At 39.8% G+C, this 24,092-nt stretch carries 25 protein-coding genes; 14 read left to right on the top strand and 11 right to left on the bottom strand.

What is annotated here, in order from left to right:
• Positions 1–65: 65 nt before the first annotated feature.
• Together MHI33_RS05465 and MHI33_RS05460 are read right to left on the bottom strand one after the other, a co-directional pair.
• Positions 66–422 (bottom strand): YlbF family regulator, encoded by a 357-nt coding sequence (locus MHI33_RS05465; RefSeq protein ID WP_012009440.1) that lies wholly within the window; start codon positions 420–422, stop codon positions 66–68.
• Positions 423–543: 121 nt separating this feature from the next.
• Positions 544–1,677: a DUF445 domain-containing protein gene (locus MHI33_RS05460; RefSeq protein ID WP_065098938.1), complete on the bottom strand. Its 1,134-nt coding sequence runs from the start codon at positions 1,675–1,677 to the stop codon at positions 544–546.
• A 214-nt stretch (positions 1,678–1,891) separates the two neighbouring features.
• On the opposite strand from MHI33_RS05460, the gene MHI33_RS05455 reads away from it, so the two are divergent.
• From MHI33_RS05455 to MHI33_RS05425, 7 genes are all read left to right on the top strand, one after another.
• On the top strand, positions 1,892–2,995 hold the full coding sequence (locus tag MHI33_RS05455) for a YheC/YheD family protein (protein ID WP_065098939.1): 1,104 nt from the start codon (positions 1,892–1,894) through the stop codon (positions 2,993–2,995).
• Positions 2,952–4,310: a YheC/YheD family endospore coat-associated protein gene (locus MHI33_RS05450; protein WP_065098940.1), complete on the top strand. Its 1,359-nt coding sequence runs from the start codon at positions 2,952–2,954 to the stop codon at positions 4,308–4,310. Before MHI33_RS05455 ends, MHI33_RS05450 begins: the two co-directional genes overlap by 44 nt.
• Positions 4,311–4,465: 155 nt before the next feature.
• Positions 4,466–4,675, top strand: a complete 210-nt coding sequence (locus tag MHI33_RS05445) for a YheE family protein (protein ID WP_003211787.1) — start codon at positions 4,466–4,468, stop codon at positions 4,673–4,675.
• Between the two features lie 20 nt (positions 4,676–4,695).
• A complete protein-coding gene (locus MHI33_RS05440; RefSeq protein ID WP_065098941.1) occupies positions 4,696–5,571 on the top strand; it encodes a helix-turn-helix domain-containing protein in 876 nt (291 codons plus the stop codon).
• Positions 5,572–5,710: 139 nt separating this feature from the next.
• A complete protein-coding gene (locus MHI33_RS05435; RefSeq protein ID WP_065098942.1) occupies positions 5,711–6,817 on the top strand; it encodes an ABC transporter ATP-binding protein in 1,107 nt (368 codons plus the stop codon).
• Between the two features lie 233 nt (positions 6,818–7,050).
• Positions 7,051–7,254 (top strand): alpha/beta-type small acid-soluble spore protein, encoded by a 204-nt coding sequence (locus MHI33_RS05430; RefSeq protein ID WP_003210761.1) that lies wholly within the window; start codon positions 7,051–7,053, stop codon positions 7,252–7,254.
• A 286-nt stretch (positions 7,255–7,540) separates the two neighbouring features.
• Positions 7,541–8,158, top strand: a complete 618-nt coding sequence (locus MHI33_RS05425) for an NAD(P)-dependent oxidoreductase (protein ID WP_340909703.1) — start codon at positions 7,541–7,543, stop codon at positions 8,156–8,158.
• Positions 8,159–8,262: 104 nt separating this feature from the next.
• Here the strand turns inward: MHI33_RS05425 and MHI33_RS05420 are convergent, their stop codons facing one another.
• Together MHI33_RS05420 and MHI33_RS05415 are read right to left on the bottom strand one after the other, a co-directional pair.
• Positions 8,263–10,278, bottom strand: a complete 2,016-nt coding sequence (locus MHI33_RS05420; RefSeq protein WP_065098943.1) for an ABC transporter ATP-binding protein — start codon at positions 10,276–10,278, stop codon at positions 8,263–8,265.
• Entirely contained in the window at positions 10,275–12,032 is a 1,758-nt protein-coding gene (locus tag MHI33_RS05415) for an ABC transporter ATP-binding protein (RefSeq protein WP_065098944.1), read from the bottom strand. The genes MHI33_RS05420 and MHI33_RS05415 overlap by 4 nt, the downstream gene beginning before the upstream one ends.
• Positions 12,033–12,592: 560 nt before the next feature.
• Between MHI33_RS05415 and MHI33_RS05410 the strand changes: the two genes are divergently transcribed.
• On the top strand, positions 12,593–13,099 hold the full coding sequence (locus MHI33_RS05410) for a universal stress protein (RefSeq protein WP_003210990.1): 507 nt from the start codon (positions 12,593–12,595) through the stop codon (positions 13,097–13,099).
• Between the two features lie 46 nt (positions 13,100–13,145).
• Here the strand turns inward: MHI33_RS05410 and dat are convergent, their stop codons facing one another.
• On the bottom strand, positions 13,146–14,003 hold the full coding sequence (dat, locus tag MHI33_RS05405) for a D-amino-acid transaminase (RefSeq protein WP_340909700.1): 858 nt from the start codon (positions 14,001–14,003) through the stop codon (positions 13,146–13,148).
• 296 nt (positions 14,004–14,299) lie between these two features.
• Between dat and MHI33_RS05400 the strand changes: the two genes are divergently transcribed.
• Entirely contained in the window at positions 14,300–15,154 is an 855-nt protein-coding gene (locus tag MHI33_RS05400; RefSeq protein ID WP_065098946.1) for a polysaccharide deacetylase family protein, read from the top strand.
• 43 nt (positions 15,155–15,197) lie between these two features.
• Here the strand turns inward: MHI33_RS05400 and MHI33_RS05395 are convergent, their stop codons facing one another.
• The 3 genes from MHI33_RS05395 to MHI33_RS05385 form a co-directional block, all read right to left on the bottom strand.
• A complete protein-coding gene (locus tag MHI33_RS05395) occupies positions 15,198–15,929 on the bottom strand; it encodes an NAD-dependent protein deacylase (RefSeq protein ID WP_376699993.1) in 732 nt (243 codons plus the stop codon).
• Positions 15,930–15,958: 29 nt separating this feature from the next.
• Positions 15,959–17,047 carry a mechanosensitive ion channel family protein gene (locus MHI33_RS05390; protein WP_044140662.1) on the bottom strand — a complete coding sequence of 363 codons (1,089 nt, stop codon included), beginning with the start codon at positions 17,045–17,047 and terminating at the stop codon, positions 15,959–15,961.
• Positions 17,048–17,211: 164 nt separating this feature from the next.
• The gene (locus MHI33_RS05385; RefSeq protein ID WP_008359843.1) at positions 17,212–17,313 is read right to left on the bottom strand and encodes a YhdX family protein; all 102 of its coding nucleotides are present in this window, start codon (positions 17,311–17,313) and stop codon (positions 17,212–17,214) included.
• A 307-nt stretch (positions 17,314–17,620) separates the two neighbouring features.
• Here MHI33_RS05385 and MHI33_RS05380 point away from each other — a divergent pair, with 307 nt between their 5' ends.
• Genes MHI33_RS05380 through crcB (MHI33_RS05370) form a run of 3 tightly spaced genes read left to right on the top strand, consistent with a single transcriptional unit; the run spans position 17,621 to position 19,104 of the window.
• Positions 17,621–18,337 (top strand): glycerophosphodiester phosphodiesterase, encoded by a 717-nt coding sequence (locus MHI33_RS05380; protein WP_044140661.1) that lies wholly within the window; start codon positions 17,621–17,623, stop codon positions 18,335–18,337.
• A gap of 5 nt (positions 18,338–18,342) precedes the next feature.
• The gene (crcB, locus tag MHI33_RS05375) at positions 18,343–18,738 is read left to right on the top strand and encodes a fluoride efflux transporter CrcB (RefSeq protein ID WP_044140660.1); all 396 of its coding nucleotides are present in this window, start codon (positions 18,343–18,345) and stop codon (positions 18,736–18,738) included.
• Positions 18,739–19,104 (top strand): fluoride efflux transporter CrcB, encoded by a 366-nt coding sequence (crcB, locus tag MHI33_RS05370; protein ID WP_044140659.1) that lies wholly within the window; start codon positions 18,739–18,741, stop codon positions 19,102–19,104. It abuts the gene before it with no gap.
• On the opposite strand, the gene MHI33_RS05365 is transcribed toward crcB (MHI33_RS05370), so the two are convergent.
• Together MHI33_RS05365 and MHI33_RS05360 are read right to left on the bottom strand one after the other, a co-directional pair.
• Positions 19,101–19,493: a hypothetical protein gene (locus tag MHI33_RS05365; protein WP_044140658.1), complete on the bottom strand. Its 393-nt coding sequence runs from the start codon at positions 19,491–19,493 to the stop codon at positions 19,101–19,103. The two genes, crcB (MHI33_RS05370) and MHI33_RS05365, sit on opposite strands and share 4 nt — an antisense overlap.
• Before the next feature lie 89 nt (positions 19,494–19,582).
• Entirely contained in the window at positions 19,583–20,965 is a 1,383-nt protein-coding gene (locus tag MHI33_RS05360) for a hemolysin family protein (protein ID WP_044140657.1), read from the bottom strand.
• Positions 20,966–21,299: 334 nt separating this feature from the next.
• Here MHI33_RS05360 and MHI33_RS05355 point away from each other — a divergent pair, with 334 nt between their 5' ends.
• Both MHI33_RS05355 and MHI33_RS05350 read left to right on the top strand, forming a co-directional pair.
• Positions 21,300–21,740: a MerR family transcriptional regulator gene (locus MHI33_RS05355; protein WP_034620022.1), complete on the top strand. Its 441-nt coding sequence runs from the start codon at positions 21,300–21,302 to the stop codon at positions 21,738–21,740.
• Between the two features lie 58 nt (positions 21,741–21,798).
• Entirely contained in the window at positions 21,799–23,130 is a 1,332-nt protein-coding gene (locus MHI33_RS05350; RefSeq protein ID WP_034620023.1) for a hemolysin family protein, read from the top strand.
• A 39-nt stretch (positions 23,131–23,169) separates the two neighbouring features.
• Here MHI33_RS05350 and MHI33_RS05345 read toward each other — a convergent pair whose 3' ends face one another.
• A complete protein-coding gene (locus MHI33_RS05345; protein WP_003212102.1) occupies positions 23,170–23,772 on the bottom strand; it encodes a lysophospholipid acyltransferase family protein in 603 nt (200 codons plus the stop codon).
• Positions 23,773–24,092: the final 320 nt, after the last annotated feature.

Below are 24,092 nucleotides of genomic sequence, written 5' to 3'. Positions count from 1 at the left end.
TTTTTTGAAAAGTTAGACAGGGAACATGTGAAATAAAAAAAGGGCGAATATCATCGCCCTTTTCATTAATTTTCTTCTGGATTCCCATAAAGCTCTTCAAGAGGCTTCATGATCACTTTATTTAATTCTCCGATGAGAACACTCACACGTTGTTCTGCTTCCATCAACTGAGAGATTTTATCGTGCTGTTGAACAAGGGCTACTGTTTTTTGAGCTTGCTCCACTTCTTCTTGTGTGATCTCTTGACCAGTCATTTGTTTTTGTTGAAGGTTTACTTGAATGTCACGGAAGTTCTCGAACATTCTTTTAGAGGATTCATCCGCGTTTACCTCATCATAAAGATTTTTTAAAGTTGAATATTCTTCGCTATGACGCAGTGCTTTTTCAAGGTCATATGCAACATCATAAACATTTACAGACATGTTATGTCTCCTTTCTATCCGTTATCACCGATATGATCGGCGGACACCACTCCACTATAACAAACTATGGCTTTCGTTTCACATATATACAATGAATTCATCAAAATTTCTCTAGTCTGTCTTAAAATAACGTGACAAAGATTGCTTGGATTGCGCCAATTAATCCGCCTAAAAGACCGCCTAAGAATGTAATCATCTTGAGCTCCTTATTGGAAATACTGACGACAAGCTCTTCCATTTTTTCTAGCGGGAAAAGTTCAATTTGTTCACGAATGATGTCTTCAAATTGCAACTTTGCCAGCAGACCCTCTAAAACATTTGATGCCGCACTGATCCCCTTTTGAATCAGTACTGGTGCAACGTGTGTTTTAAGATCATCCGCTACAGCACTGACATATGACCCAACTGACCTGTCTAATATCAGCTTGGTTGAGAAATGAGAAAGCAATTGGTTTTTCACGCTAAATATAAGTTCCTTCACATTCCATCTTTCATCAAGCTCATGTAGAGAGAACTGCTTCACCTTGTCCCATTCTTGAACAAGCAAATCTGATAAAAACCTTTTTGTCTCTGCGTTTCTTAAAAATTTGATGATTTCAGGATGTACCCGATCAATTAAGCTTGAATTTCCTAGAAACATTTGGACCATACTGCCGAGCATTCCTCTTTCTTTTAAGAAATCATCAATCATATTACCGAGTCTTGATTTTCCTTCCTCACTTTCAAAATAATGAATCCCTCTCTTTAAAATATAATCTGCTGCATCTGGAATTTTTGAAGATATTTTGTTTTCCACATCTTGCGGAAGCAATTCAGATAAAGTTTGCTCATTATAATTTTCAAGTAGTGAATTGAGCTTATGATCAGACCACTCATGGATCCATTCATCTGCTTTGACGTCAGCCTGTGATACGCCGAAGCTTTCAAGCAAAGATAGCACTGTTATCTCCATTTCAGCGCCTTTGTCAATATATCGATGGACTGTATGTAAGATTTCTTGCTTTGCCTCCGATGATTCAAATCGCTTTTGAATACCTTCTGGCGTGAGCAAATGCTCCATCACCATGACACCAACTTGCTTGGCTACTTCGTCTCTTCTTTTCGGAATGAGCCCTGGTGTAAAAGGAAGCTGTTTCCCGAATAAGTAATACGGCTTATAAGGGCGAAAAAGCATTTTAATCGCAAGATGGTTTGTTGCTGCTCCAATGACTGCGCCTATCACAATCATAAAGATAAACGTTGTGAATATATTCAAAGTCGTCATCAACCTTTCAAATAACACCCGATGTTTATTGTTTTAACCTATACGTATTATAGTTGTTGTCAAGTTCCCAAGCAAATGAAGCATGCTGCTAGACATATGATCAATCGATCTGTCGTAATGATAAAGGAGCGCAATCTTTATGTAAAATCATAAAAAAGTGTTTTTCTGCTGGTAAAAAAAGAAGTTGAAAAGAAGGTGTTTTTTAATGACATCAACATTAGGTATTGTGACCCTTTCACCGAAGTATGAAGAGACATTCACACGTGGGCTAGCCAAAGCTGCCCCTGCTTATGGTTTAAAGGTTGTCCGTTTTACACCACTTGATTTAAAGCCGGCTTCAAATTTGATACAAGGTCAAACATATACGAATGGTCATGGATTCGTCGCAGCAGAATTTGAGATTCCTGACTTGATTTACGATCGATGCCTTTACAAGCATGACGCACAATCTAAAAAAGCAAAACCAATCATGGATTGGCTGAAAAAGTATCCGAAAACAGATTTTTTGAATACAGGTATTTCAAATAAAATGATGCTATTCGAGCAGCTCCGCCTTCTCCCTGCTTTACAGCCATATTTACCTGTCTGCTCATTATTAAAAAAGACATCAGACCTTCTCAGCATGTTAAGGAAAGACGGTTATTGTAAAATGCAGCCGCTCTCTCAACACCATGCAGCATCTACTTACTTCATTTTCTTAAAAGACAACACTTTCACTGTTCAGCTAAGTCCCGAGCAAGTCATCACATTTTCGCGTCCATCAGATATAGAGCGTTGGTGTAAAAAATATGTAGGCCGATATTTCCTTCAATTTTTTCAGACGAGTGATGAAAAAGACTTTTTATTCAATGAAATAAGGATTTTCCTGATGAAAGATTCACAAAATCAGTGGAATCGCATAGGAATTCACACAAAATCACCTACAGAAAATAGTCATTTAAGCATTACACAAAAATCAGCAGCCATGATAGGCTTTGATCACTATATAAACACCTTGCTTCCGCACATCAAAGAGCTTCTTTTAGATGATATTGCATCCATTCAAGCATCTCTGCCAGTATATATAGATAAAACCCTTTCCCCTTGCTTTGAATTCGCTGTAGACTTACTTCATACAAGTGAAGGCAGGCTTTTCATATCAAATATAAGATCAAAACCAGGGCGATCCGCTTTTTTAAAAGCTTATCCTGACAAGGAAAATCATTTGATTCGTACCATTCTTGCACATGCCCAATCGATGAAGTCTCAACCGAAGGAGGTATCTTATGAACAAAAATCGCTGCATCATCGCTCCTCATCCCACAAGTGAAAAAACAATTCATCTTCCCGTCCGTTTTAAACAGCAGGAGGCGATCTATTCTCTTGCTTTAGGTTCCCGTTTAATAGATGACTTCACCGTTTCCTATCATCAACATCCGAAGAAAATTTTATTATCAGAAGATCTATATAGAGATTTACGAATTCCTTATCAATCAAAAGCTGATGTGATCGCCATTGATCATACCCTGTTTTTAGGGCCACTGCTTGGTATTTTCACCGCAGGTTTTGAGCAAAGCACGCAGCCACTCGGAACGAGATCAGACTTTTTTATCAAACTGCTGCGCTCTTTCAAACAACATGCCGGTTTTGCCTATCTTTTTGGTACTCATTCTATTGATTGGGATAAAGGAATGGTAGAAGGATTGTTGTACCAACAGCAAACATGGGTTAAAAAACAGATGCCCCTGCCTTCAGTCATTTACGACCGTCTTCCAAGTAGAAAGACTGCTCAGTCAGCATTCATTCAAGAAACAAAACGCAAACTCACTCAAGACTATGATATTCCTTGGTTCAACCCTCATTTTTTTAACAAATGGGATATTCATGAACAACTGTTAACAGATGAAAAAACATGTCCTTTTCTTCCACATTCCATTCAATTGGACCCGGTGGACGCTCTAAATAAAATAGAAACACTCCTCCATCTACATCAGGTCATTTACTTAAAACCGTCAAACGGCAGTCACGGCGACGATATTTATCAATTAAACAAGAAGGCTCATGGAATCATTGTATGCTCAAATCAAGGAAGAGCTGTTCCATATGACTCATTAGAGGATTTCGTGACCAATCTCCGGAAAGATCACGCGGTTCAAGACTTTATGGCTCAACAAGGCATTGCACTTCTTCAAATAGACAATCAACCAATGGATTTCAGAGTCCATACCAATAAAAATAAGTACGGTCATTGGACAGTCACAGCAGCAGCAGCAAAAATTTCTGGCAATCACACCGTCACGACTCACCATTCACATGGTGGCTCCGTGAGAACACTTTATGATGTTTTTCCAGAAAAGAAGAAGCGTTTCAAAATCTTAGAGCAGCTTTCTTATACGGCCATCACGCTTAGTCAGGTAATTGATGAAAAAATGTCCGGTCATATTGGTGAAATCGGTTTTGATTTAGGTATTGATCAGACAGGAGCTATCTGGATGTTTGAAGCCAATTCTCGCCCTGGCCGCGAGGTTTTCCAGCATGTCTCATTGCGAAACTCAGAAAGGCTGATCGGCAAAAGAATCATGGATTACGCATCTTACCTTTCACAAACGACCTCAACAACTACAGACCATACAAACGTCTACTGAATGTTTTTCGTTTTAAAGTGAGGGTGCTATGAAATCTATGCTTTTCCTATGCTCTTTTCATCAGATGAGATACAATAAAATCAAGTTCAAGGTTGTTTCCGTATTGTCGTGTTTATTTATTGTTTCATCAATAAAAGCAAGGAGGCAATAATGATATGATTTCTCATTTTCAATGGAAACCTCTCTTTAAAAAAGCACAATTGCCAGGCTGGAAAATATCCTTTTTTCACAATGGTGCGCACTACGAAGGCATCTACCACAAAACAGGTGATATTGAATGGGGCTCTCAGCTTCCGCCCCATGAAGTCGAACCAACATTAAAAGAAGAAATCCACGAATTAATGCTATTCCATGTCTATGATTAAACTGTTTAAGGAGCTTCGCCATGTTAGAAAAATTAAAGCTTGTTTACGGAGAGCATATCATCAGCTCCCCTACAGATGATCATCAAATTCTTTGGTACCAAACAGACGAAGGCGAATTATTTGGAGTAGACAAATCAAAGCTTACAGCTAGAGAAACACTTCTCCTCAATACTTTCCTTACACCAATTGATCTTTCTCACACAAAGCAGACTGAGGATGAACAAAAATGGTACAGCTATCTTTTTGATAACAAACCACTAACTGTTCAGCACCCCGTCCGTGTATATTATTTTAAAATGTCACATCAAGCAGAACAAAGGCAGCAAATAAAAGAGGCTGTGGTCCACAGCCTCGAACAAACTCATTTCATTTGGACAGGCGCTCATACAGCGATGCTGATTCAAACAAACGCTACATCAGAAAATAGTCAATTAGAGCTACTATATGATTTGTCTCTAGCCATTACAAGTGACTTTTTAACAGACTCAGTCTTTTTACAAGGACAGCTCCATTTGCCAAATGAACATTTACAGAATAAATTGTTAAAAGAACAGCAGCTTGTCTTGGGCCATATGCAGCGAGCTAAGCCTAGGTCAGGGATTTGCACAATTTATCAATGTCTACCCTCACTCTTACGTTATGATGAATCCGCCCTCTCTCATGCTATTTCAGATGCTTTTAAAGAGGCGGTCCTTGATCGGGACGTTTACCGTACCCTCATGACTTATATGCAATGTAACTTAAATGCATCTAAGGCAGCAAAAGCTTTATATGTTCACAGAAACAGCCTTCAATATCGAATTGATAAATTTATTGAGCGAACAGGAATTGATATACGACATTTTCCAGAAGCATCTGCCGTCTATTTTATGATGAATCTTCTCGACCTTTCATAACATTCAGTGACATGAGCACCCTGCCCAAAAATGAAAATGAGATGTTGTGCACGTTGTCCATTTACAGACGCTTCCCCATTTTATACACTTTATTTACAAGTAAAGCGCTTTCAACAAGTAAATGGGGAGGTTATCATCTATGGCTGAAATGATGCTCAATCAAATTTATAAAGTGTATGATAACAAGGTAACAGCAGTAGACAACTTTAATCTACATATAGAAGATAAAGAATTTGTTGTATTTGTTGGTCCATCTGGGTGCGGAAAATCAACAACCCTTCGCATGATTGCAGGACTTGAAGAGATTTCACAAGGGGATTTTCTTTTAGACGGAAAACGGATGAATGATGTAGCACCAAAAGACCGGGATATCGCAATGGTTTTCCAAAACTATGCATTATACCCTCACATGAATGTATACGATAATATGGCTTTTGGATTAAAGTTGCGGAAGTTCCCGAAAACAGAAATTGATGAGCGGGTTCGAAATGCCGCTAAAATATTAGGCCTTGAGCAATATTTAGACAGGAAACCAAAAGCACTGTCTGGAGGTCAAAGACAGCGTGTTGCACTCGGGAGAGCAATTGTGCGTGATGCAAAGGTCTTTCTTTTGGATGAGCCGCTTTCTAATTTAGATGCAAAACTTCGCGTTCAAATGCGTGCTGAAATATCTAAGCTTCATCAGCGTCTGCAAACGACATTTATCTATGTCACACATGATCAGACTGAAGCTATGACAATGGCTACTCGTCTTGTCGTAATGAAAGATGGCTTTATTCAGCAGGTTGGAGCGCCGAAGGATGTATATGAAAATCCAGAGAATGTATTTGTAGGTGGATTCATTGGTTCTCCTGCGATGAATTTTTTTACAGGAAAGCTCTCTGACGGTGCCATTGCAGTTGGAAAAACGCATATACGTGTACCAGAAGGAAAGATGAAGGTATTACGCAGCCAAGGTTATATAGGAAAAGATATCATCCTTGGTATCAGACCAGAAGATTTTCATGATGAACCCGTGTTTATAGAAGCGTCTGAGGGCACAAAGATTGATGCTAACGTAGAAGTTGCTGAATTAATGGGAGCAGAAACGATGCTTTACTCTTCTCTCGATGGTCAGTCTTTTATTGCACGTGTTGATTCTCGTACCGAGGTTCAGGCCGGACAATCTATACCTCTTGCCATCGATATGAACAAAGCCCACTTCTTTGATTCGGATACGGAGCTCCGCATCCGTTCCGCTGAATAAAGAGATATATGCAGTGCCATCACTCATGATTGAGTGATGGCTTTTTTGCATGTTGAACAACATTTACCATGTTCTTTTCTCGTATGTTTTTTTCGAAAATCACCATAATACTTAGTACAAAGCAGTTACTGCACTGGGTTTCGCCAAGTGGCAAATGACTTGATCATTTCGCTGGTGCGATTCCAGCAAACCCAACCAAAAACCAAATCATATACAAAAAGGAGATTCACATCATGGCAAATTCTAATAGTTCAAATCAATTACTAGTTCCAGGAGCAGAGCAAGCAATCGATCAAATGAAATACGAAATCGCTTCTGAATTTGGCGTTAACCTTGGAGCAGAAACTACAGCTCGTGCTAACGGTTCAGTTGGTGGAGAAATCACAAAACGTCTTGTGTCTTACGCGCAACAACACATGGGTGGAACAAAAGCTTAATTTCATATCTGGATATTAGAAGGCACCTCTTAAGGTGTCTTCTTTTTTTATTATTCTCCCTCACCAATCTCCTTTCCAACTCATATCATGGAGTAGAAAGGAGCGGATCTTCATGGACATTATTTCCGGTATGAACTTTGAACTTCTACAATTCGTAGGTATCTCTCTATTATGTGAATATGCTCATAGTATTCGGTCCTTTCACCTTTATAAAAAAAGCATCACATAAAAGTTGTACCATTTTCGGTTCTTTTCACTTATAGTATGTAGTGGAGGGATCGAACAGATGAAAATAGCTATTTTCGGTGCTCATGGACGTGTAGGACAAGCATTTCTTCGTTTCGTTCAAGTAGATGATCGTTACATAGTTCGTTCATTGATTCGGACAAACCGAGAAGAAATGCTTGCGGGTATGTTTCAAGTCACCGGCAATTCAAGAAATCGAGAAGATGTGCTTGAGACGATCAAAGGAGCAGATATTGTTGTGAGCTGTCTATCGACAGATGGTGATGATACATTATCTGTTTCAATGGAGCATATCGTAGAAGCCATGAAGCAATCAAATACATCAAGAATTATTACAATAGGTACAGCAGGTATTTTAAAGGCAAGGCAGCAGCCGGAACTTTACCGTTTTGAAACAAATGAATCAAGGCGGACCACTTCCCGAGCAGCTAAGGAGCATGCCAAAGCGTTTGAACTCCTTCAATCGACTGATTTAGATTGGACCATTATTTGTCCAACCTATTTACCAGACGGAGAAGTGACACGGTCATATCGCTATGAGAAAGATTTTCTCCCTATAGATGGAAAGAAAATTTCAGTTGAAGATACCGCACACTTTTTATATCAGCAGTTAAATTCGAAGGAATTTGTACATCAACGCGTCGGCATTGCCTACTAATGACGCATAACGAGTAAAGATCGAGGTCAAAAACGATTTCTCGACTTTTTTATGCAAATCAAAAGAGCCTCATTCAATATGAATAGGCTCTTTTTTGTGATTCATCAACTGTTTGCCACAGCACCCTTTTGCAGTTCGTACATTTGCGCATATAGCCCTTCTTGCTGCATGAGTTGATCATGACTACCCCGCTCGACAATTTCCCCTTTTTCTAAAACCAAAATCATATCGGCTTTCTTAATGGTGGATAATCGGTGAGCAATGACAAAAGTTGTTCGTCCTTCTTTGACGACATCAAGTGCTCGCTGAATGATCGCTTCTGTTTCTGTATCAATGTTTGCGGTGGCTTCATCTAAAATTAAGATCGCTGGATCGTACGCTAGTGCACGAGCAAATGAAATTAACTGACGTTCCCCTGAGGAAAGAGTACTTCCCTTTTCAACGACTGGTTCATCAAATCCTTCTGGCAGATGCTTCAATAACTCTACTGCGCCTACTTGTTTTAATGATGCTTCAATCGTTTCTCTTTTAATGTCTTCATTTCCTAAGCTGACATTAGATGCAATCGTTCCGGAAAATAAATACGGGTCTTGAAGCACAATGCCCATTTGTTTCCGCAACGTTTGCCGAGACTGGCGATAAATGCTTTCTCCATCAATGAGAATGTCTCCTTGCTGAATGTCATAAAAACGCAGCAGCAAGTTCATGATCGAGCTTTTCCCAGAACCAGTATGCCCCACAAGTGCAACCGTTTGGCCTTTTTTTGCCTCGAACGTAATGTTCTTTAATACATTATTTCCTTCATTATAAGCAAAGGTGACATCTTGGAACTGAACGTGTCCCTCCATTTTCTTTTGAACAGGTTCTTCCACTGTTGTTCCTGGCTCATCCAATAATCGGAAAACCCTTTCCGATGAAACCCTTGCTAATTCCAATCTCGAGAATTGGTTCACAATACCTGTAATCGGCTGAAATAATCGATTTAAATAATCGACAAACGCATAGAGCACACCAATTGACACAATGCCCGTCGGACTTAAGGACGCACCGCCAAAATACCAAATGAGTGCCACATAGGCTAAATTCCGAAGCAGGTTAACCAAGTTATGCGACAGAAGTGAATTTAAATGCAGCATCTTTCGCTGATATCGAAAGTGATTGTTGTTCAGCTCATCAAATTCCTCTTTCGTCACTTTTTCATGACGAAACGCTTGAATAATGGTCATCCCTTGAATGGCTTCATTTAGCTTGGCATTGATGTCACTAATGATCGAACGAATGCGGTGGTTGTACACTGATGCAAACTTTCTGTAGGTCATCGACCATAGGAAAATAATCGGTACCGCCACTAAACAAATGAGTGCCAGCTTCACATTTAATAAAAACATGGCAATATAAATTCCTATCATGTAAATCGCACTCGTCACGAAATTAGCGAGGACTGTCACATATAAATCACGAATGGTTTCTGTGTCATTGGTAATCCTCGCTACGACCTTTCCAGCAGGTAAATTATCAAAATACCGGATAGGCAGTGTTTGAATATGCTCAAATACATCCACCCTCATTTTTTGAATAATTCGGTTGGCTATTCGCTGTAACAGATAATGCTGCGCATATTGAAAGAAAATCGCAATAACGAGAAGCCCTAGATAAAATAGAACAAGCTGCACCAAACCACTGATTTCCGGCTCATAAAAAGAGAAAATTTCCTCTTTCGATAAACGCTGTACTTGATAGGTCTCGTGCTCGTTTCCATTTTCAATGGTAAGCTGATCTCCCGAGATCTTTCGGTTTCCATCAAAGCGAATCGGCTCATTCACAAAATAGTAACCGAATCCGACTTGCACCACATTGATTTGTTTTCCAGATTCCATACCACTGTCTAATCGATCGCTTCGTATATAGTTATTTCCCTGGTAATAAACGGTTTTGTCTGTTTTTTCATTGACCTCGACATAAGGCTTTTCTACACCTAAAATATGATCATCAATCATTTTCTTCCCAATAAATGGTCCTGTCAGTTCAGCACCTACTGCAATGATGAGAAAGATCAAGGCAACAGACAGTACTTTCTTATAAAGGAGTGCGTAGGCAAGGAGTCTTCTTCCTGTTGTCATGCCTCATCCCCTCCTTCCAGCTGGTTTGTCAGCTGCTGACGTAGAAATTGTTCTTTGTACCATCCATCTTGCTGAATGAGCTCTTCGTGAGTTCCCTTTTGGACGATGCGTCCTTCTTCCATGACAAGTATGAGATCTGCATGCTCAACAGCTGATAGACGATGAGTCGTAATAAACGTCGTTTTCCCATGACGATTTTGCCTTAAATTTTCTAAAATAGCGGTTTCTGTTTTTGCATCTACCGCAGAAAGCGAGTCATCCAGTATTAAAATGTCGGGATCTATTAATAAAGCGCGTGCAATGGAAATTCGCTGCTTTTGTCCACCTGACAGCGCCACACCTTTTTCTCCGACCATGGTTTCGAGACCCTCTGGCAACAGACGTAAATCTTTTTCGAAATAAGCATCTTTGATCGCTTGTGCTAATTCATTTTGTTTTGCGTCTCGATGACCAAAACGCATATTCTCTTCTACACTTTTAGAAAAAAGAATATGATCTTGCGGTACGTATCCGATCCATTGAAATAGCTGATCCAATTCGATTTCTTGGATTGGGACTCCTGATAGCAGGATTTGACCATCACCTGTTGGATACTGGCGCAGAAGCTGTTTTACGATAGTCGTTTTACCGCTTCCTGTTTTGCCTGTAATTCCGATCGTCTGCCCCTTTCGAACTCTAAAGGACACATCAATTAAATTATCTTTAGGGGAAGTTGGATACCTGAATGTCACTTGGTCAAACCGAATATCGCCAGGCTCTTGTAACGTTTTTGGCTGAGAAGCGTCTGTGACATCCGGCTTGTAGCTGAGTGTATGATTCAACCGGTCTAACGACGCATTTCCTCTTTGCATAATATTAATCAACTCGCCGATCGCAAACATTGGCCAGATCATCATCCCAAGATAGACGTTAAAAGCGACAAGCTCACCAATGGTTAAATCGCTTTGGAATACAAGATAGGCTCCGTAGCCAATTCCTATTAAGTAGCTGACACCGACAAGTAATTTCACTGTCGGCTCAAACAATGAATCAATGACCGCCACTCTCATATTTTTTTGAAATACATCATCAGTCATTTGACGAAAGCGTTCGACATCTTGCTTCTCCTGTACAAAAGACCGGATGACCCGGACGCCTGCGACTGATTCAAGGACGCGGTCGTTCATATCACCAAATGCATCTTGAGCAACTGTAAAGCGATCATGAATCTTGCTGCCATAATACGCAATCAAGAGCGCCATTAGCGGCATAGGGATAATCGCCATTAAAGTTAATTTCCAGCTAATCGTCAGCCCCATCGTAAAAAAGATCATCAGCATATAAGCAGTGGAATCCACCAATGTCAGAACGCCAAAACCTGTCGTTAAAGCTACAGCATTCAAATCGTTTGTACCTAATGCCATTAAGTTACCTGTTTTTTTCTTCTCATAAAAGGTAGGTGTCATCTTAAGTAAGTGGCGCATGAGTTTCCCACGCATTACACGCTCCATGACATTTGCGCCGCCAAATAACTGATACATCCAAAAATATGTCAGCGTATAGACGACGACACCTAGCAAGCAAAAAATAGTGACATAAAACATTATACTGGATGTTGTAAATTGACCAGAACGAATGTCATCAACTGCCTGCCCAAGATATCTTGGCGGCAGCATTTCAAGCACATTCACAATGAGCAGGAGTGTAATGGCGATCGTATAACGCCTCCACTCTTGTTTGAAGAACCAGCCTAATTTCGTAAATACTGAAAACATGTGTGTCTCTCCTTTTAAAGCTAGCCGCTTTCTAGATTTTCTTGGCTGTCACCTTGAATTGTTTTTTTGGTTTTTGTCATTTGTCTTGTTTTTGGCATGTTCACATGCTTTCACTCCTCTTCATTTACTTGTTGATCTTCATCCCTTTATTTCGAAATGCGAAATGAATACAACAAAAAAAGAGGCAACCAGCTATCTGGTACGCCTCTTTTCGTCATGTAAAAAGGCGCATGTTGACAAATACGCAACATACGCCTTGATTCATCCGATCAATTGGAACATACGAGTCCCTTTTCAATGACCAATGAAGGTGTAATTGTCACGTGAATCAACCCATTCATACAGTTTGATTTCATTCTTCCAATGATGTTGCACATGACATTTCCTCCTTTTGGCTCTTGAATCTTTTTTTATCTTATAGTGGCTGTCACCATTTTGTCAATAAATATTTTTCAATAAATGAAATTTTCTAACAAAAAGTTCACCGCCTTCATGTGTATCTTTTTCAGATAACGGGTATACCATGAGTGTAAAGACTCCTTTTGAAAGGAATGAGGACATTGTTTCAAGCTGATCGGATGGTCGTTGCGTTTGATGGACATGAAGACAGTAAGAAAGCATTAAAAAAGGCAATCGCTTTAGCCAAAACCTTGAATGCCAAGCTGACCGTTGCCTATGCACATGATGGCAAATCAAGCAGACAGGTGTTTGATGCACCGCGCCCAATGACTGGCGGAGCTTATATCGGCGGCGGCATGGCAGACCTTCAAACACCCCCTGTGTATGTACCTCATGATGAACAGCAAAGTCCTTTGATTTTTGAAGATCATACAGAAGAGGTCGTTGCAGAAGCAAGAATGCTTTTAAATGAGGAGCAGTTTGAAGCTGCCATTGAAATTGTTGAGGGGGAACCAGCGGAAGCGATTATCGAATATGCTGAAGACATTTCAGCAGACCTCATCGTCATGGGAGCCCGTGACCAAAGCAGATTGAAAAAAATGCTCTTTGGCAGTGTAAGTGAAAAGTTATCATCAAAATCAGATATACCTGTGCTTATTGTAAAATAAAAGAATCACAAAAGGCTGTAAACATTCGTTTACAGCCTCTTTTTATTTATGAAGAAATCGATGCTTCACTTTCCTGTTTAATTTTTTGTTGGAAGCCTTCCTGTACACGCTTTGTCAACTCTCCTGGAACGCCTTCACCTACTGGCTGACCATCAATTTCAACAATCGGAATGACCTCAGCCGTCGTCGAGCTGATGAAGATTTCCTGCGCGCGCAGCAGCTCTTCTTTACTTATACGCGTTTCTTCAACGCTACATCCCTCTTCATCACATACTTCAAGAAGCTTTCTACGGGTAATACCGTTTAGAATAAAATTGTTTGCGGGATGTGTGCGAATCACGCCATCAATGATGGCATATACATTCGAGGAAGTACCCTCTGTCACAAAACCGTCTCTAATCAGAATGGCTTCAAACGCACCAGCTTCAGATGCTTTCTGTTTTTCCATGACGTTATATAAAAGATTTAAGCTTTTAATATCACATCTTAACCAGCGAAGGTCCTCAGATAATATAGCCTTTGCACCAGCTGTCTGCTCATGAACAGGCTTTTTCACCTGGAACGTATATGCTGTAATTTGAGGAGTGAGAGAATTGCCATATTGATGTTTACGAGGTGCGACGCCCCGCGTGACTTGAATATACACACCGCCATCTGTTAATTGGTTATGGGCGACGAGCTGTTTTAACTTTTCTTCCATATCTGATACTGCACCTTGAAGATGAATGCCGATTTCTTTTGCACTCTTGAACAGACGCTCTGCATGCTCTTTTAATGTAAACAAATTCCCATTGTATACACGGATGACCTCATAGACGCCGTCACCAAATTGATAGCCTCTGTCTTCAATATCCACATGTGCATCCTTTTTTTCAATGAAATCGTCATTATACAATACTTTCATACGGAATCTCCCCTTCGCTTCGCATTAATGGTTGAATCTGATGCTATCTTAGCGGATAAATGGGTACGTTTCAATGATTATTCAGAATTATTTCACATCATGGTAAATAGTCAACTTTCTATTGTAACAAACATAGACTCATAACCAAAAAGATTCCAATTTTTTAGCATCTTCTATATTCATAGGCTCTTTTTTCCTGTATACTTACTCCATATGAACACGACAAAAAACAATGAAAAAAGACAGAATCTACTACATGATTCGACACAAATTTTTGATTTATTGGAGCGATTGAAATGCAACGGGTTACGAAAAAACAGACACCTTCAAACACGATGCTGCTCTCAAAGGCGATTGGTTTAGTGATTTTGTCACTGATCCTCTTTTTTATTTGGGATATATCTAAAACCAATATGCAGGCAGCAGATCAGCCGGCTAAAATGTCTGCGAGCAGTCAATTCCGAGACACAAGCACAAGTCTGAAAGCAAAAGATGATTCTACGAAAACATTAGATGCACATTTTAAGATCAACCCAAACAAACATGTAACGAATCAAACGATCTTTTTAACCTTCGATGATGGTCCGTCAGCGACATCAAACCAGCTTTTAGATGTGCTTAAGGCACATCAAGTAAAGGCCACATTCTTCATGCTTGGGCCACAGATTAAAGAACATCCGGCAGCTGTGAAAAGACTTCATCAAGAAGGTCATCAGTTAGGGCTTCATGGGATCACACATGATGTGAAACGCTTTTATCAAAAAAGTGATTCTCCCGTTAATGAGATGAAGGAAGATCAGCGCATTTTGGCTTCTGTCACAGGAGAGTATACACACCTTGTGAGAACACCTTATGGCAGCGCTCCAAATTTAACGGATCAGCAAAAAGCACGTTTAAAACAAAAAGGCTTTATCTACTGGGATTGGACAATTGACAGTCTTGACTGGAAATATAAAAGCTCTAAATATGTACCAGAGGTATTGAATCAGCTGCAAATGCTAGAGACAAAACATCCAAAAGAACCAAAAATCATCTTAATGCACGATCAGCCAGCGACAGCAAAATACTTAAACAGTTTGCTCACACAGCTAAAAGCGAAGGGCTATACATTTGAAGTCCTTGATGAAACAATGAAGCCGCTACAACAATAAAGTAAGACCCCGCTCCTTTTTTGGATGCGGGGTCTTTGATGATTTATAAAGCTTTCACGAGATCGCCAATTCGTTCATGAAAGACAAGATCAAACAGTGGATCGTATTCTGTTTCACTCAAATTCATCATCACCTTGAAGATGGAAGGATTTTGAGCGGCATCTTCTGGAATATATCTTGCTGGCGCTACTTCTAGGGAAGTCCCCATGACGAGCAGAAGGTCCGCTCGCTGAAGTGATTTCTCTACTTGATCAAAATGTTTGACCCTGTCTCCAAAAAGGACAACATCTGTTTTCAGCACTTGTCCACATGTCCGTCCGTCTAAGGAAATCTTTAGACATACAGGCGCTTCTTCTTGTAATAAATAAGGCAGTTCATATGTCGCTTGGCATGATGGGCAAGTAGCTGTTTGAATGGAGCCGTGAAGTTCATATACATGCTGGCTTCCTGCTTTTTTATGCAGGCCATCAATATTTTGGGTAAAAATCTCTACAAGTTTTCCTTGTTTCTCAAGGCTGGCTAAAAAGGTATGCCCGCTATTCGGCTCGTACTCCCCGCTCATTTTCATCTGAAACAATTCCTTGAATTTCGGCCAGAATTGATGAGGATTTGATAAAAAGTAGGATCGGCTCATCGCCTCCATGCGAGCGGTGTCTTCAGTCCATAAACCGCCTGTTGACCTAAAATCAGGAATACCTGATTCCGTGCTCATACCCGCACCTGAAAGTACCATTATATGTGAAGCCTGCGTTAATTTCTCTCTTAGCACTGCCACCTTTGTTTGATCCACTCATCCTTCCTCCTTTATTCACTCAGCTGTTTTTCACCTTTTTGTTTCATGTAAATGGTCTGTCCAGGGAAGGCAAATTCTACACCTTCTTCATGGAAGATATCCATAATACGGTAGTTAATGTCCTGTTTGATATTCAGGTTTTCAGCCCAGGCCGTCGTGTTTGTGTAAAAGTTAAAAAATAAATTCAAATAACTGTCTGCCAGTACATCGAGATTCACCATGATTGTCTCCTTGTGCACCCCATCATGTTCATGAAGCATTTGTTTGAGACGTTTGATACAATGATCCAGATTTTCCTTTTGTGTATTGTAGGATACACGTACGGAAAACGTAATTTGGCGTTTATTCATTCTCGTCCAGTTCGTAATTGGTTCCTTTGAAAGCGTAGAATTCGGAACTGTCACGACAGCTTCAGCAGGTGTTCTAAATTTTGTACTTCGAAATGTAATGTCCTCGACAGTCCCAAGAACACTTGGTGTCTCCACAAAGTCGCCCATTGTAAAAGGCTTCTCTGTAATGATGACGACCCCTCCAAAAAAGTTTGCCACCGTATCCTGTGCAGCAAGCGCAAAGGCTAGACCCCCTAGACCAAGACCTGCCACAAGTCCATTTACATCATAATTAAATTCCTGTGCAATGACACTAATACTTAGTGCAATAATAATAAAACGAAGCACCTTCGATAAAAACGGCGCTAAAATATCATCCATTTCTAATTCAAATTTCGAATTTACTTTTTGAAATAAGAAAGAAGAAGCTGCGGTTAAATTACAAAGCCCCCACGTCAGCATCAATATAATGGAGGATCTATATAATTTGACGATGACATCCATATGATGCTCAAAGTATGGTGCCTGTCTTAACGCAAAATATAACCCAAGTGCGACAAAAAACAGTCTGGCTGGCTTTTCGAATGCCACAACAATTTGGTTAATGACCTCCGTTTTAGACCGATTGGTCAGCCTAAAGAGAAGATGAAATAAGTACTTCGTAAATACTTTCCGAAGCAATAAAAAAAGCAATAAAATACAAAGGCTAATACCGATTTGGATCGCAACATCTACTGTAAAATATGTATCCATCCATTTTTGTGTAAACATGTTTGTCTCTCTCCTTTAAAACAATCCTCTCTAGTTTATAATATAACCTTCGTTTATGTCCTCTCATAAATGTCTGACCTCTAAATAAAAAGCCTCGGGACCAGTCCCGAGGCATGATGTTCAATTATGAAATTTTGGCTAGAGACATATCGACGGGCAGCAAACTACTTTTTCTTCTGAGCCTGATCAAGGAGAGTCGCTTTAAACATTTCAGCATCCGTTTCGACCTTAATACGTTCTTCCACTCTAATTCTCCCTTTACCCAATCATCTCGCCTCCTTTTCATCATTATAAAACATCAGAATTTTCAGTCAACATGACGAAAGCACTAATATTTTGGCGAACGCTGACGATTTGGACAAAATTGATCGAAGAAAAAATTGATGTACTTCAGATTTACTCAATCATGGCTTGGGATATTCCTGCAACTTATCACATTTGTATTATCATACTTTCTTAGCAATCCGCTTCACCATTACATACAGCTCTTCTTTCGTCCATATAGTAAAGAAGGAAAAACGGTAAAGCATTTGATATGATAAGACCAGAACTTAAGTCAGGGAGCTGGAGCATGTGTATATTATTGCGCATAGAGGGTCATCAAGCGCTGCCCCAGAAAATACAATTGCTGCATTTGATTTAGCTGTTCAGCAGGGTGCAGATTATATTGAATTAGATGTACAGCTCACATTGGACCAGCACGTCGTCGTGATCCATGATGATACAGTTGACCGAACGACGAACGGGGCCGGCTTAGTCAAAAGCTATACACTTGATCAGTTGAAAAAACTGGACGCAGGAAGCTGGTTTGACCAACAGTACACGAATGAACGAATGCCAACATTACAAGAGATTCTTGAAAGATACAGCCAGCGGATTGGGATATTGATCGAGATCAAACACCCAAAACGGCAGATAGGAATTGAAAAGGCAGTTGCCCGCATCATCAATCGGTTTGCCTATTCTCGTCATATCATGATTCAATCTTTTGATGATCATGCACTGCAAAGAATCAAAGCATTCGCCCCTTCTCTTCGAACAGCTTTGATTATAAAGCCCAATGCATTTAAACTGACGAAAAGAAAGTTAACGGCATACAGTTCGTTTGCAAATTGTCTTAATATGAAAAAAACGATGATCAACAGGTGGTGGATAGACCGCATCCACGCATTCGGGATGGATGTGTTTATATGGACTGTGAAAGATCAAAAAACAGCCGATCGAATCAAAAAATATCCCGTTGATGGTGTGGTGACGGATCACCCGCCATTTTTTCTAAAGGAGAAATGATGTAAATGAAAGCGTATCTTGCCGTATTTATTGGTGGACTGATTGGGACACTTTGCAGATATGAACTAAGCCAATCGATCGTCAGCCAAACATTCCCCTATGCAACGCTAATCGAAAACGTAACAGGCAGTCTGCTTCTTGGTTTTTCAACAGGATATTTTATGTTCCAGAAGGGAAAAAAATATCTTGCCGCTTTGATCGGAACAGGTTTTTGCGGAGGTTTTACGACAATGTCCACTTTTTCTAAAGAAACGATTCTTTTATTACAGACTGGGCAATTCACTTCAAGTGTGATTTACATCCTGCTCTCAGTCATTGCCGGAGTAGCCGCTGCCTTATGTGGTCTAATGCTAGCTCAGCAGCTCTTTCATCAAAATAAGCAGCAGAGAGGAGGCAGATAAATGATCGTTTTATATACAGCTATTGCCGGCGGGATTGGCAGCGCCCTTCGTTTTTTCATTAGCCAATCGATACAGAAAACTAAGTCTCATGCTCGTTTCCCGTACAGTATTATTCTCATCAACTTATTAGGTGCTGCCGGTTTAGGTATACTGACAGGTGCCGTGACTGCCAATCATCCGCTGCTTGTGATCATTGGAACAGGTTTTTTCGGTGGTTTCACAACATTCTCTACGTTTAGTGTAGAGTCTGCGACCATGCTAGAGCAGCGGCAAAACGGAAAACTTGCTGTCTACTTATTGACGACAATCATCGGGTCTTTCTGTCTCTTTGCTGCGTTCTATCAAATAGGACAACACCTTTTTTAAATATTGGTAATCGCAGCTAAGCTAATGAGCAGTTGATCCATAAGCTGGCGCTTCATTAAAAAGAGGGTTTTTTCACTATAGCCGATTTCCATCGCACATTTGGCCATACGCCAATCTCGAAAGTATTTGTAATCGATGAGCTGCTTCTCTATCTCATCCAGCTCTTTTAGTGCTGTTTCAATACAAGCAACGATGAGTTCATACTGATTTTTTTGCTGTTCTAACTTCTTCCGTGTCATGTGATCCAAATGATGCGTACTTCTTTTTTCAAGCTGTCTTTCGATATTTAAAATCGCAGCCTGGTAATTTTTGAAATTCTTCAAATGAAACTCAATTCGTTTCATTGAGGTTTTTTTCTCCGTGATACTTGCTGTTTCATACCAAAGCATGTCCATCCCCCTCTATCGAACGTTTGTTCTTATTATAACCCGAACGAACATTCGTAAAAAGAGACTAAATACCTAAAAAAACCTTGAGCTTATTTTTCGCTCAAGGTCATTTCATTTACTAACAGCGGCTCTTTTATATCAAGCCCTGTGCGTGCATTTCCTTTTTCTGATGATGTGACGCCTTTCTTCAGGTCGATCTTTTTCACATAGCGTCCATCCATCTCCAAGACCTTCATCCGAATATCATCAAGATAAATGGATTGTCCCTCTCGGATATCAATATTCTCATTTAAGATTAACCCGCCTATTGTATCAATTTCTTCATCATGATATGACATTTCAATCAAATCTTGAACTTCATCTAATCTGACTTTGCCATCTAAAACATAATGATGATCGGCTCTTTTTTGAATAACCGGCTGTTCATCTTCATCGAATTCATCTCGAATATCTCCAACAATCTCTTCTAAAATATCTTCTGTGGTGACAAGTCCAGACGTTCCGCCATATTCGTCGGTTAAAATCGCCATATGCATTCGATCTCGCTGCATCTTGACGAGAAGCTCCTGAATAGGAATCGTATCAATGACCTCAATCACTGGATATATATAATCTTGAATCTTCAGTTGATCTTTTTCTCCTTGATACACAAGATCTGCAAAGAGCTGCTTTTTGTTCAGCATGCCGATAACATGGTCTTTATCGCCTGAAAACACGGGAAAGCGTGTATACTTCTCCTGCGTCATGATGGAGAGGATATCATCTAGCGGCATATCTTCTGGAATGGCACAAATTTCTCTCCGCGGGACCATGATCTCTCTGGCAATTCGATTATCAAAGTCGAAAATTTTGTTCATATAATTATATTCTGATGGGTTGATTTCCCCATTTTTTAAGCTCTCAGATAATAAAATCTTTAATTCCTCTTCAGAATGGGAATGTTCTTTTTCAGACCCCATATCGATGCCCATCATTTTGGTTAGAACACGGGCTGACCCGTTTAACACATAAATGAAAGGGAACATCAGGATATAAAATGCATGCAGCGGGCCTGACAGCCAGAGCGTCATTTTTTCCGCCTTTTGAATCGCCAGTGTTTTTGGTGCAAGCTCACCGACGACTACATGCAAAAAGGTAATAATAGAGAACGCAAGTGTTGCTGAGATCAGGCTGATTGCTGAATCAGGAATGTTTGTCAAACCGAAACCTCGAACCAAAAGTTCTTTTACAGCTGGCTTACCAATCCACCCTAAACCAAGGGATGTCACTGTAATACCTAGCTGACAGGCTGACAAATATTCATCCAGCCTTGATGTCACCTTTTTCGCCACGATGGCCTTTTTAGACCCTTCGGCAACAAGCTGATCAATTCTTGAGCTTCTCGCCTTTACTATGGCAAATTCAGATGCAACAAAGAAAGCTGTTAAAGCAATCAAAACACCGACTATACTCAGATTAACAATATCGTCCATTTAACCTTGCTCTTTCTTAGAAGAACAAGGAGTCACCTCCTGATTGATGATGTTATGTTTTGCAAAACGGTTAACTGATTAAATAAGACTATATTGAGGGCCCCACTTAACCACCTCCGGTTCACGTATAAATCCGCTTCTCTACATATATATGAAACGGTCTTCATTTTATCTTACCATAAATAATCTGAAAATTCCTGTATCACTATGTTAAATTTGCCAGGTCAATCTAGACTAAGAAACCCTTCTTTACTCTTCATATCGGCAGGAAATATGAACAATTAACTTGTATTTCAGGCTAGAATTATATTAAACTATTTTCATAAACTATAACGTGACGGTTAGGAGGAGATGTTCAGATGGGGCTGAGAAAAAGTATCGTATTGGTGAACTAGCACAGATTGCACAGGTGACGAAACGTACTGTAGATTATTATACAAATCTAGGGTTGCTTGCGCCTGTTAGATCTTGCTCAAATTATCGTTATTACGATGAACATGCTTTAAAACGATTACAATTAATCGTTCTTTGCAAACAGCAGAGATTGGCTCTTTCTGACATCAAATCCAGATTAGATGAACAATTCCCTTCTCAAAAGGAAGATCCTGATGAACTTGTCCATTTAACCTCTGATATCGATCGGATGAACGAGCATATGGACCGCATTTTGGTACGTTGTAAGCAGCTTCAACCAGAACAACGTGAAAAATTAAAAGAACAGCTTACACCTGAGAAGATGACGGCTGTCCAATCATTTTTACTGCTGTTAAGTTAAAATTTTTACTAAACAGGAGGTGTTACCTTCGTTCTCAAAGTCAGAACGAAGGCCTTAATTGGACATAGTTAATTTACTTATAGTTGCTTTGCTTATAGCTTTAACCGCATTTTTCGTTGCATCAGAGTTTGCGATCATTCGCTTAAGAAGCTCAAGAATTGATCAGTTAATCGCAGAAGGTAATAAAACAGCAGTTGCTGTCAAGCATGTCACGACTCACCTTGATGAGTATCTGTCGGCCTGTCAGCTCGGTATTACCATTACCGCCCTTGGTATTGGTTGGTTAGGGGAAGAAACAATTGCGCACATGCTTGCTCCACTATTTGTAGAGCTGTCCATTCCTCAATCAGCTAGTTCTATTGTCACTTTTATTATTGCGTTTAGTATTATGACGTTTTTACACGTTGTGGTTGGAGAACTTGCACCAAAAACACTCGCCATTCAAAAGGCGGAGCAAGTATCTCTTCTTTTTGCTAGACCGCTCATGATTTTTTACAAAGTGATGTTCCCGTTTATCTGGGTATTAAATGGATCTGCTCGTTTGTTAACAAAAGCGTTCGGTCTTCAGCAAGTTTCTGAGCATGACATGGCGCACTCTGAAGAAGAATTGCGGATTATTTTATCAGAGAGCTATAAAAGCGGCGAAATTAACCAGTCTGAATTCAAATATGTAAATAAAATTTTTGAATTTGATGACCGTCTGGCGAAAGAAATTATGATTCCTCGTACCGAAGTTGTCAGCTTCCCTCATGATATTACCATTGAGGAAATGCTGAAAGTGACCAAGGTAGAGAAATATACACGTTATCCAATTGAAGATGGCGATAAAGATAATATGATTGGTGTTCTGAACATTAAAGAGGTTCTTACTGCTTGCATTAGCGGTGAGTGTTCTACAAGTGATACGATCGAAAAGTTTGTCAATCCAATTATTCATGTGATTGAAACCGTTCCTGTACATGATTTATTGCTCAAAATGCAGCGTGAACGTGTACACATGGCGATTTTATCAGATGAATACGGCGGTACAGCTGGTCTTGTGACTGTAGAAGACATCCTTGAAGAAATCGTCGGTGAAATTCGTGATGAATTCGATATGGATGAAATCAACGAAGTGCGTAAACTTGGAGAAGACCATTACATCTTTGATGGAAAGGTTCTAGTGGACCAAGTCAACCTGCTCTTAGGTACGCAGCTTGATAACGAAGAAGTCGATACGATCGGCGGCTGGTTCCTTACTCAGAAATATGAAGTTGAGAAAAATGACACCATTCGTGAACAAGGCTATGAATTTATCATTAATGAGGTCGATGGACACCATGTGGTATATATCGAAGTCAAAAAGTTAAATGAACAATTAGCAGAAGCCGCTGAAGAAGGCGCTTCTTAAGAAAAAAACGACCCTTGCCAAAGCAAGCGGTCGTTTTTCTTATGCCTTTTCCATTAATTGAGCTTCAAGTTCTTTAATTCTCGTGTTTAATACTTCCGTCATGGCACCTAATCGTTCTTTTGGCGGCAGATGCTCAAATTCTGACTGCTCAATCGGTTCACCAATAATTAAGCGCATTTTCCCCTTTTTGAAAAGACTTTTCGCATTGGACGGTCCTTTGTACGCTGCTGGAACGATTGGCGCTTTACCGAGCTGTGCAATAGTAACCGCACCTCTTTTTAAAGGTACATCCTCTGTTGTACGTGTTCCACTTGGAAAGATCCCGACGATCTTTCCCTCTTTTAATAATTTAATGGGCGTTTTAATACTGCTTGGCCCAGGATTCTCTCGATCAACTGGAAAGGCATGAATCTTTTTTAAAAATCCACCGATCCATTTGTTTGCAAACAATTCTTTTTTCGCCATATAGTGGATCTCAAACGGAAGAATTCCTGCGCCTAATGCAAGAACATCCACAAAACCCTCATGTGTACATGCAATGACAAATCCCCGATCCGTTGGCAGATTCTCTTTTTGATATACTTTGATTCCGCCTCGGAGAGTAAATACTACTTTAATGGTATAGCCTGAAAATTTATACATAGTGCACTTCCTTTGTTTAAAGAATGAAGGATTTGTTTCTATTATAACAAATTTTTTATTACCTGGTACTAAAATTTTCATGAAGCAGCCAAACCATCACATCATTTTTCTTTTTAAATCATCGTTCTTTCTGTATTCAGGTCTATGGTTTTAGGAGAGAATAGAAGAGGAATTGTGTCCAATTTTGTCGTTTTTTAAGGTTTTTTCCTGATTTGTTCAATTGAAAATGCTTTATAAATGGTGCAAATTTCGCTATGATAAGGAGAAATGATTTTGATTCGGCGAAAGAAATGAGTATTGTACGGTATTGAGAAGTTTCG

The sequence above is a fragment of the Bacillus sp. FSL K6-2971 genome (assembly GCF_038006405.1).
GTDB lineage: Bacteria > Bacillota > Bacilli > Bacillales > Bacillaceae > Bacillus > Bacillus pumilus.
This window is presented reverse-complemented; position numbering and strand designations above follow the sequence as displayed.

Excerpts from the sequence above, each read along its gene's own strand:
- crcB (WP_044140660.1), top strand. The coding sequence starts at position 18,343 with ATGAAAGCGTATCTTGCCGTATTTATTGGTGGACTGATTGGGACACTT.
- MHI33_RS05455 (WP_065098939.1), top strand. The coding sequence starts at position 1,892 with ATGACATCAACATTAGGTATTGTGACCCTTTCACCGAAGTATGAAGAG.
- MHI33_RS05430 (WP_003210761.1), top strand. The coding sequence starts at position 7,051 with ATGGCAAATTCTAATAGTTCAAATCAATTACTAGTTCCAGGAGCAGAG.
- MHI33_RS05450 (WP_065098940.1), top strand. The coding sequence starts at position 2,952 with ATGAACAAAAATCGCTGCATCATCGCTCCTCATCCCACAAGTGAAAAA.
- MHI33_RS05415 (WP_065098944.1), bottom strand. The coding sequence starts at position 12,032 with ATGTTTTCAGTATTTACGAAATTAGGCTGGTTCTTCAAACAAGAGTGG.
- MHI33_RS05425 (WP_340909703.1), top strand. The coding sequence starts at position 7,541 with ATGAAAATAGCTATTTTCGGTGCTCATGGACGTGTAGGACAAGCATTT.
- MHI33_RS05390 (WP_044140662.1), bottom strand. The coding sequence starts at position 17,047 with ATGTTTACACAAAAATGGATGGATACATATTTTACAGTAGATGTTGCG.
- MHI33_RS05400 (WP_065098946.1), top strand. The coding sequence starts at position 14,300 with ATGCAACGGGTTACGAAAAAACAGACACCTTCAAACACGATGCTGCTC.
- MHI33_RS05465 (WP_012009440.1), bottom strand. The coding sequence starts at position 422 with ATGTCTGTAAATGTTTATGATGTTGCATATGACCTTGAAAAAGCACTG.
- MHI33_RS05440 (WP_065098941.1), top strand. The coding sequence starts at position 4,696 with ATGTTAGAAAAATTAAAGCTTGTTTACGGAGAGCATATCATCAGCTCC.
- crcB (WP_044140659.1), top strand. The coding sequence starts at position 18,739 with ATGATCGTTTTATATACAGCTATTGCCGGCGGGATTGGCAGCGCCCTT.
- MHI33_RS05435 (WP_065098942.1), top strand. The coding sequence starts at position 5,711 with ATGGCTGAAATGATGCTCAATCAAATTTATAAAGTGTATGATAACAAG.
- dat (WP_340909700.1), bottom strand. The coding sequence starts at position 14,003 with ATGAAAGTATTGTATAATGACGATTTCATTGAAAAAAAGGATGCACAT.
- MHI33_RS05420 (WP_065098943.1), bottom strand. The coding sequence starts at position 10,278 with ATGACAACAGGAAGAAGACTCCTTGCCTACGCACTCCTTTATAAGAAA.
- MHI33_RS05360 (WP_044140657.1), bottom strand. The coding sequence starts at position 20,965 with ATGGACGATATTGTTAATCTGAGTATAGTCGGTGTTTTGATTGCTTTA.
- MHI33_RS05345 (WP_003212102.1), bottom strand. The coding sequence starts at position 23,772 with ATGTATAAATTTTCAGGCTATACCATTAAAGTAGTATTTACTCTCCGA.
- MHI33_RS05365 (WP_044140658.1), bottom strand. The coding sequence starts at position 19,493 with ATGCTTTGGTATGAAACAGCAAGTATCACGGAGAAAAAAACCTCAATG.
- MHI33_RS05445 (WP_003211787.1), top strand. The coding sequence starts at position 4,466 with ATGATTTCTCATTTTCAATGGAAACCTCTCTTTAAAAAAGCACAATTG.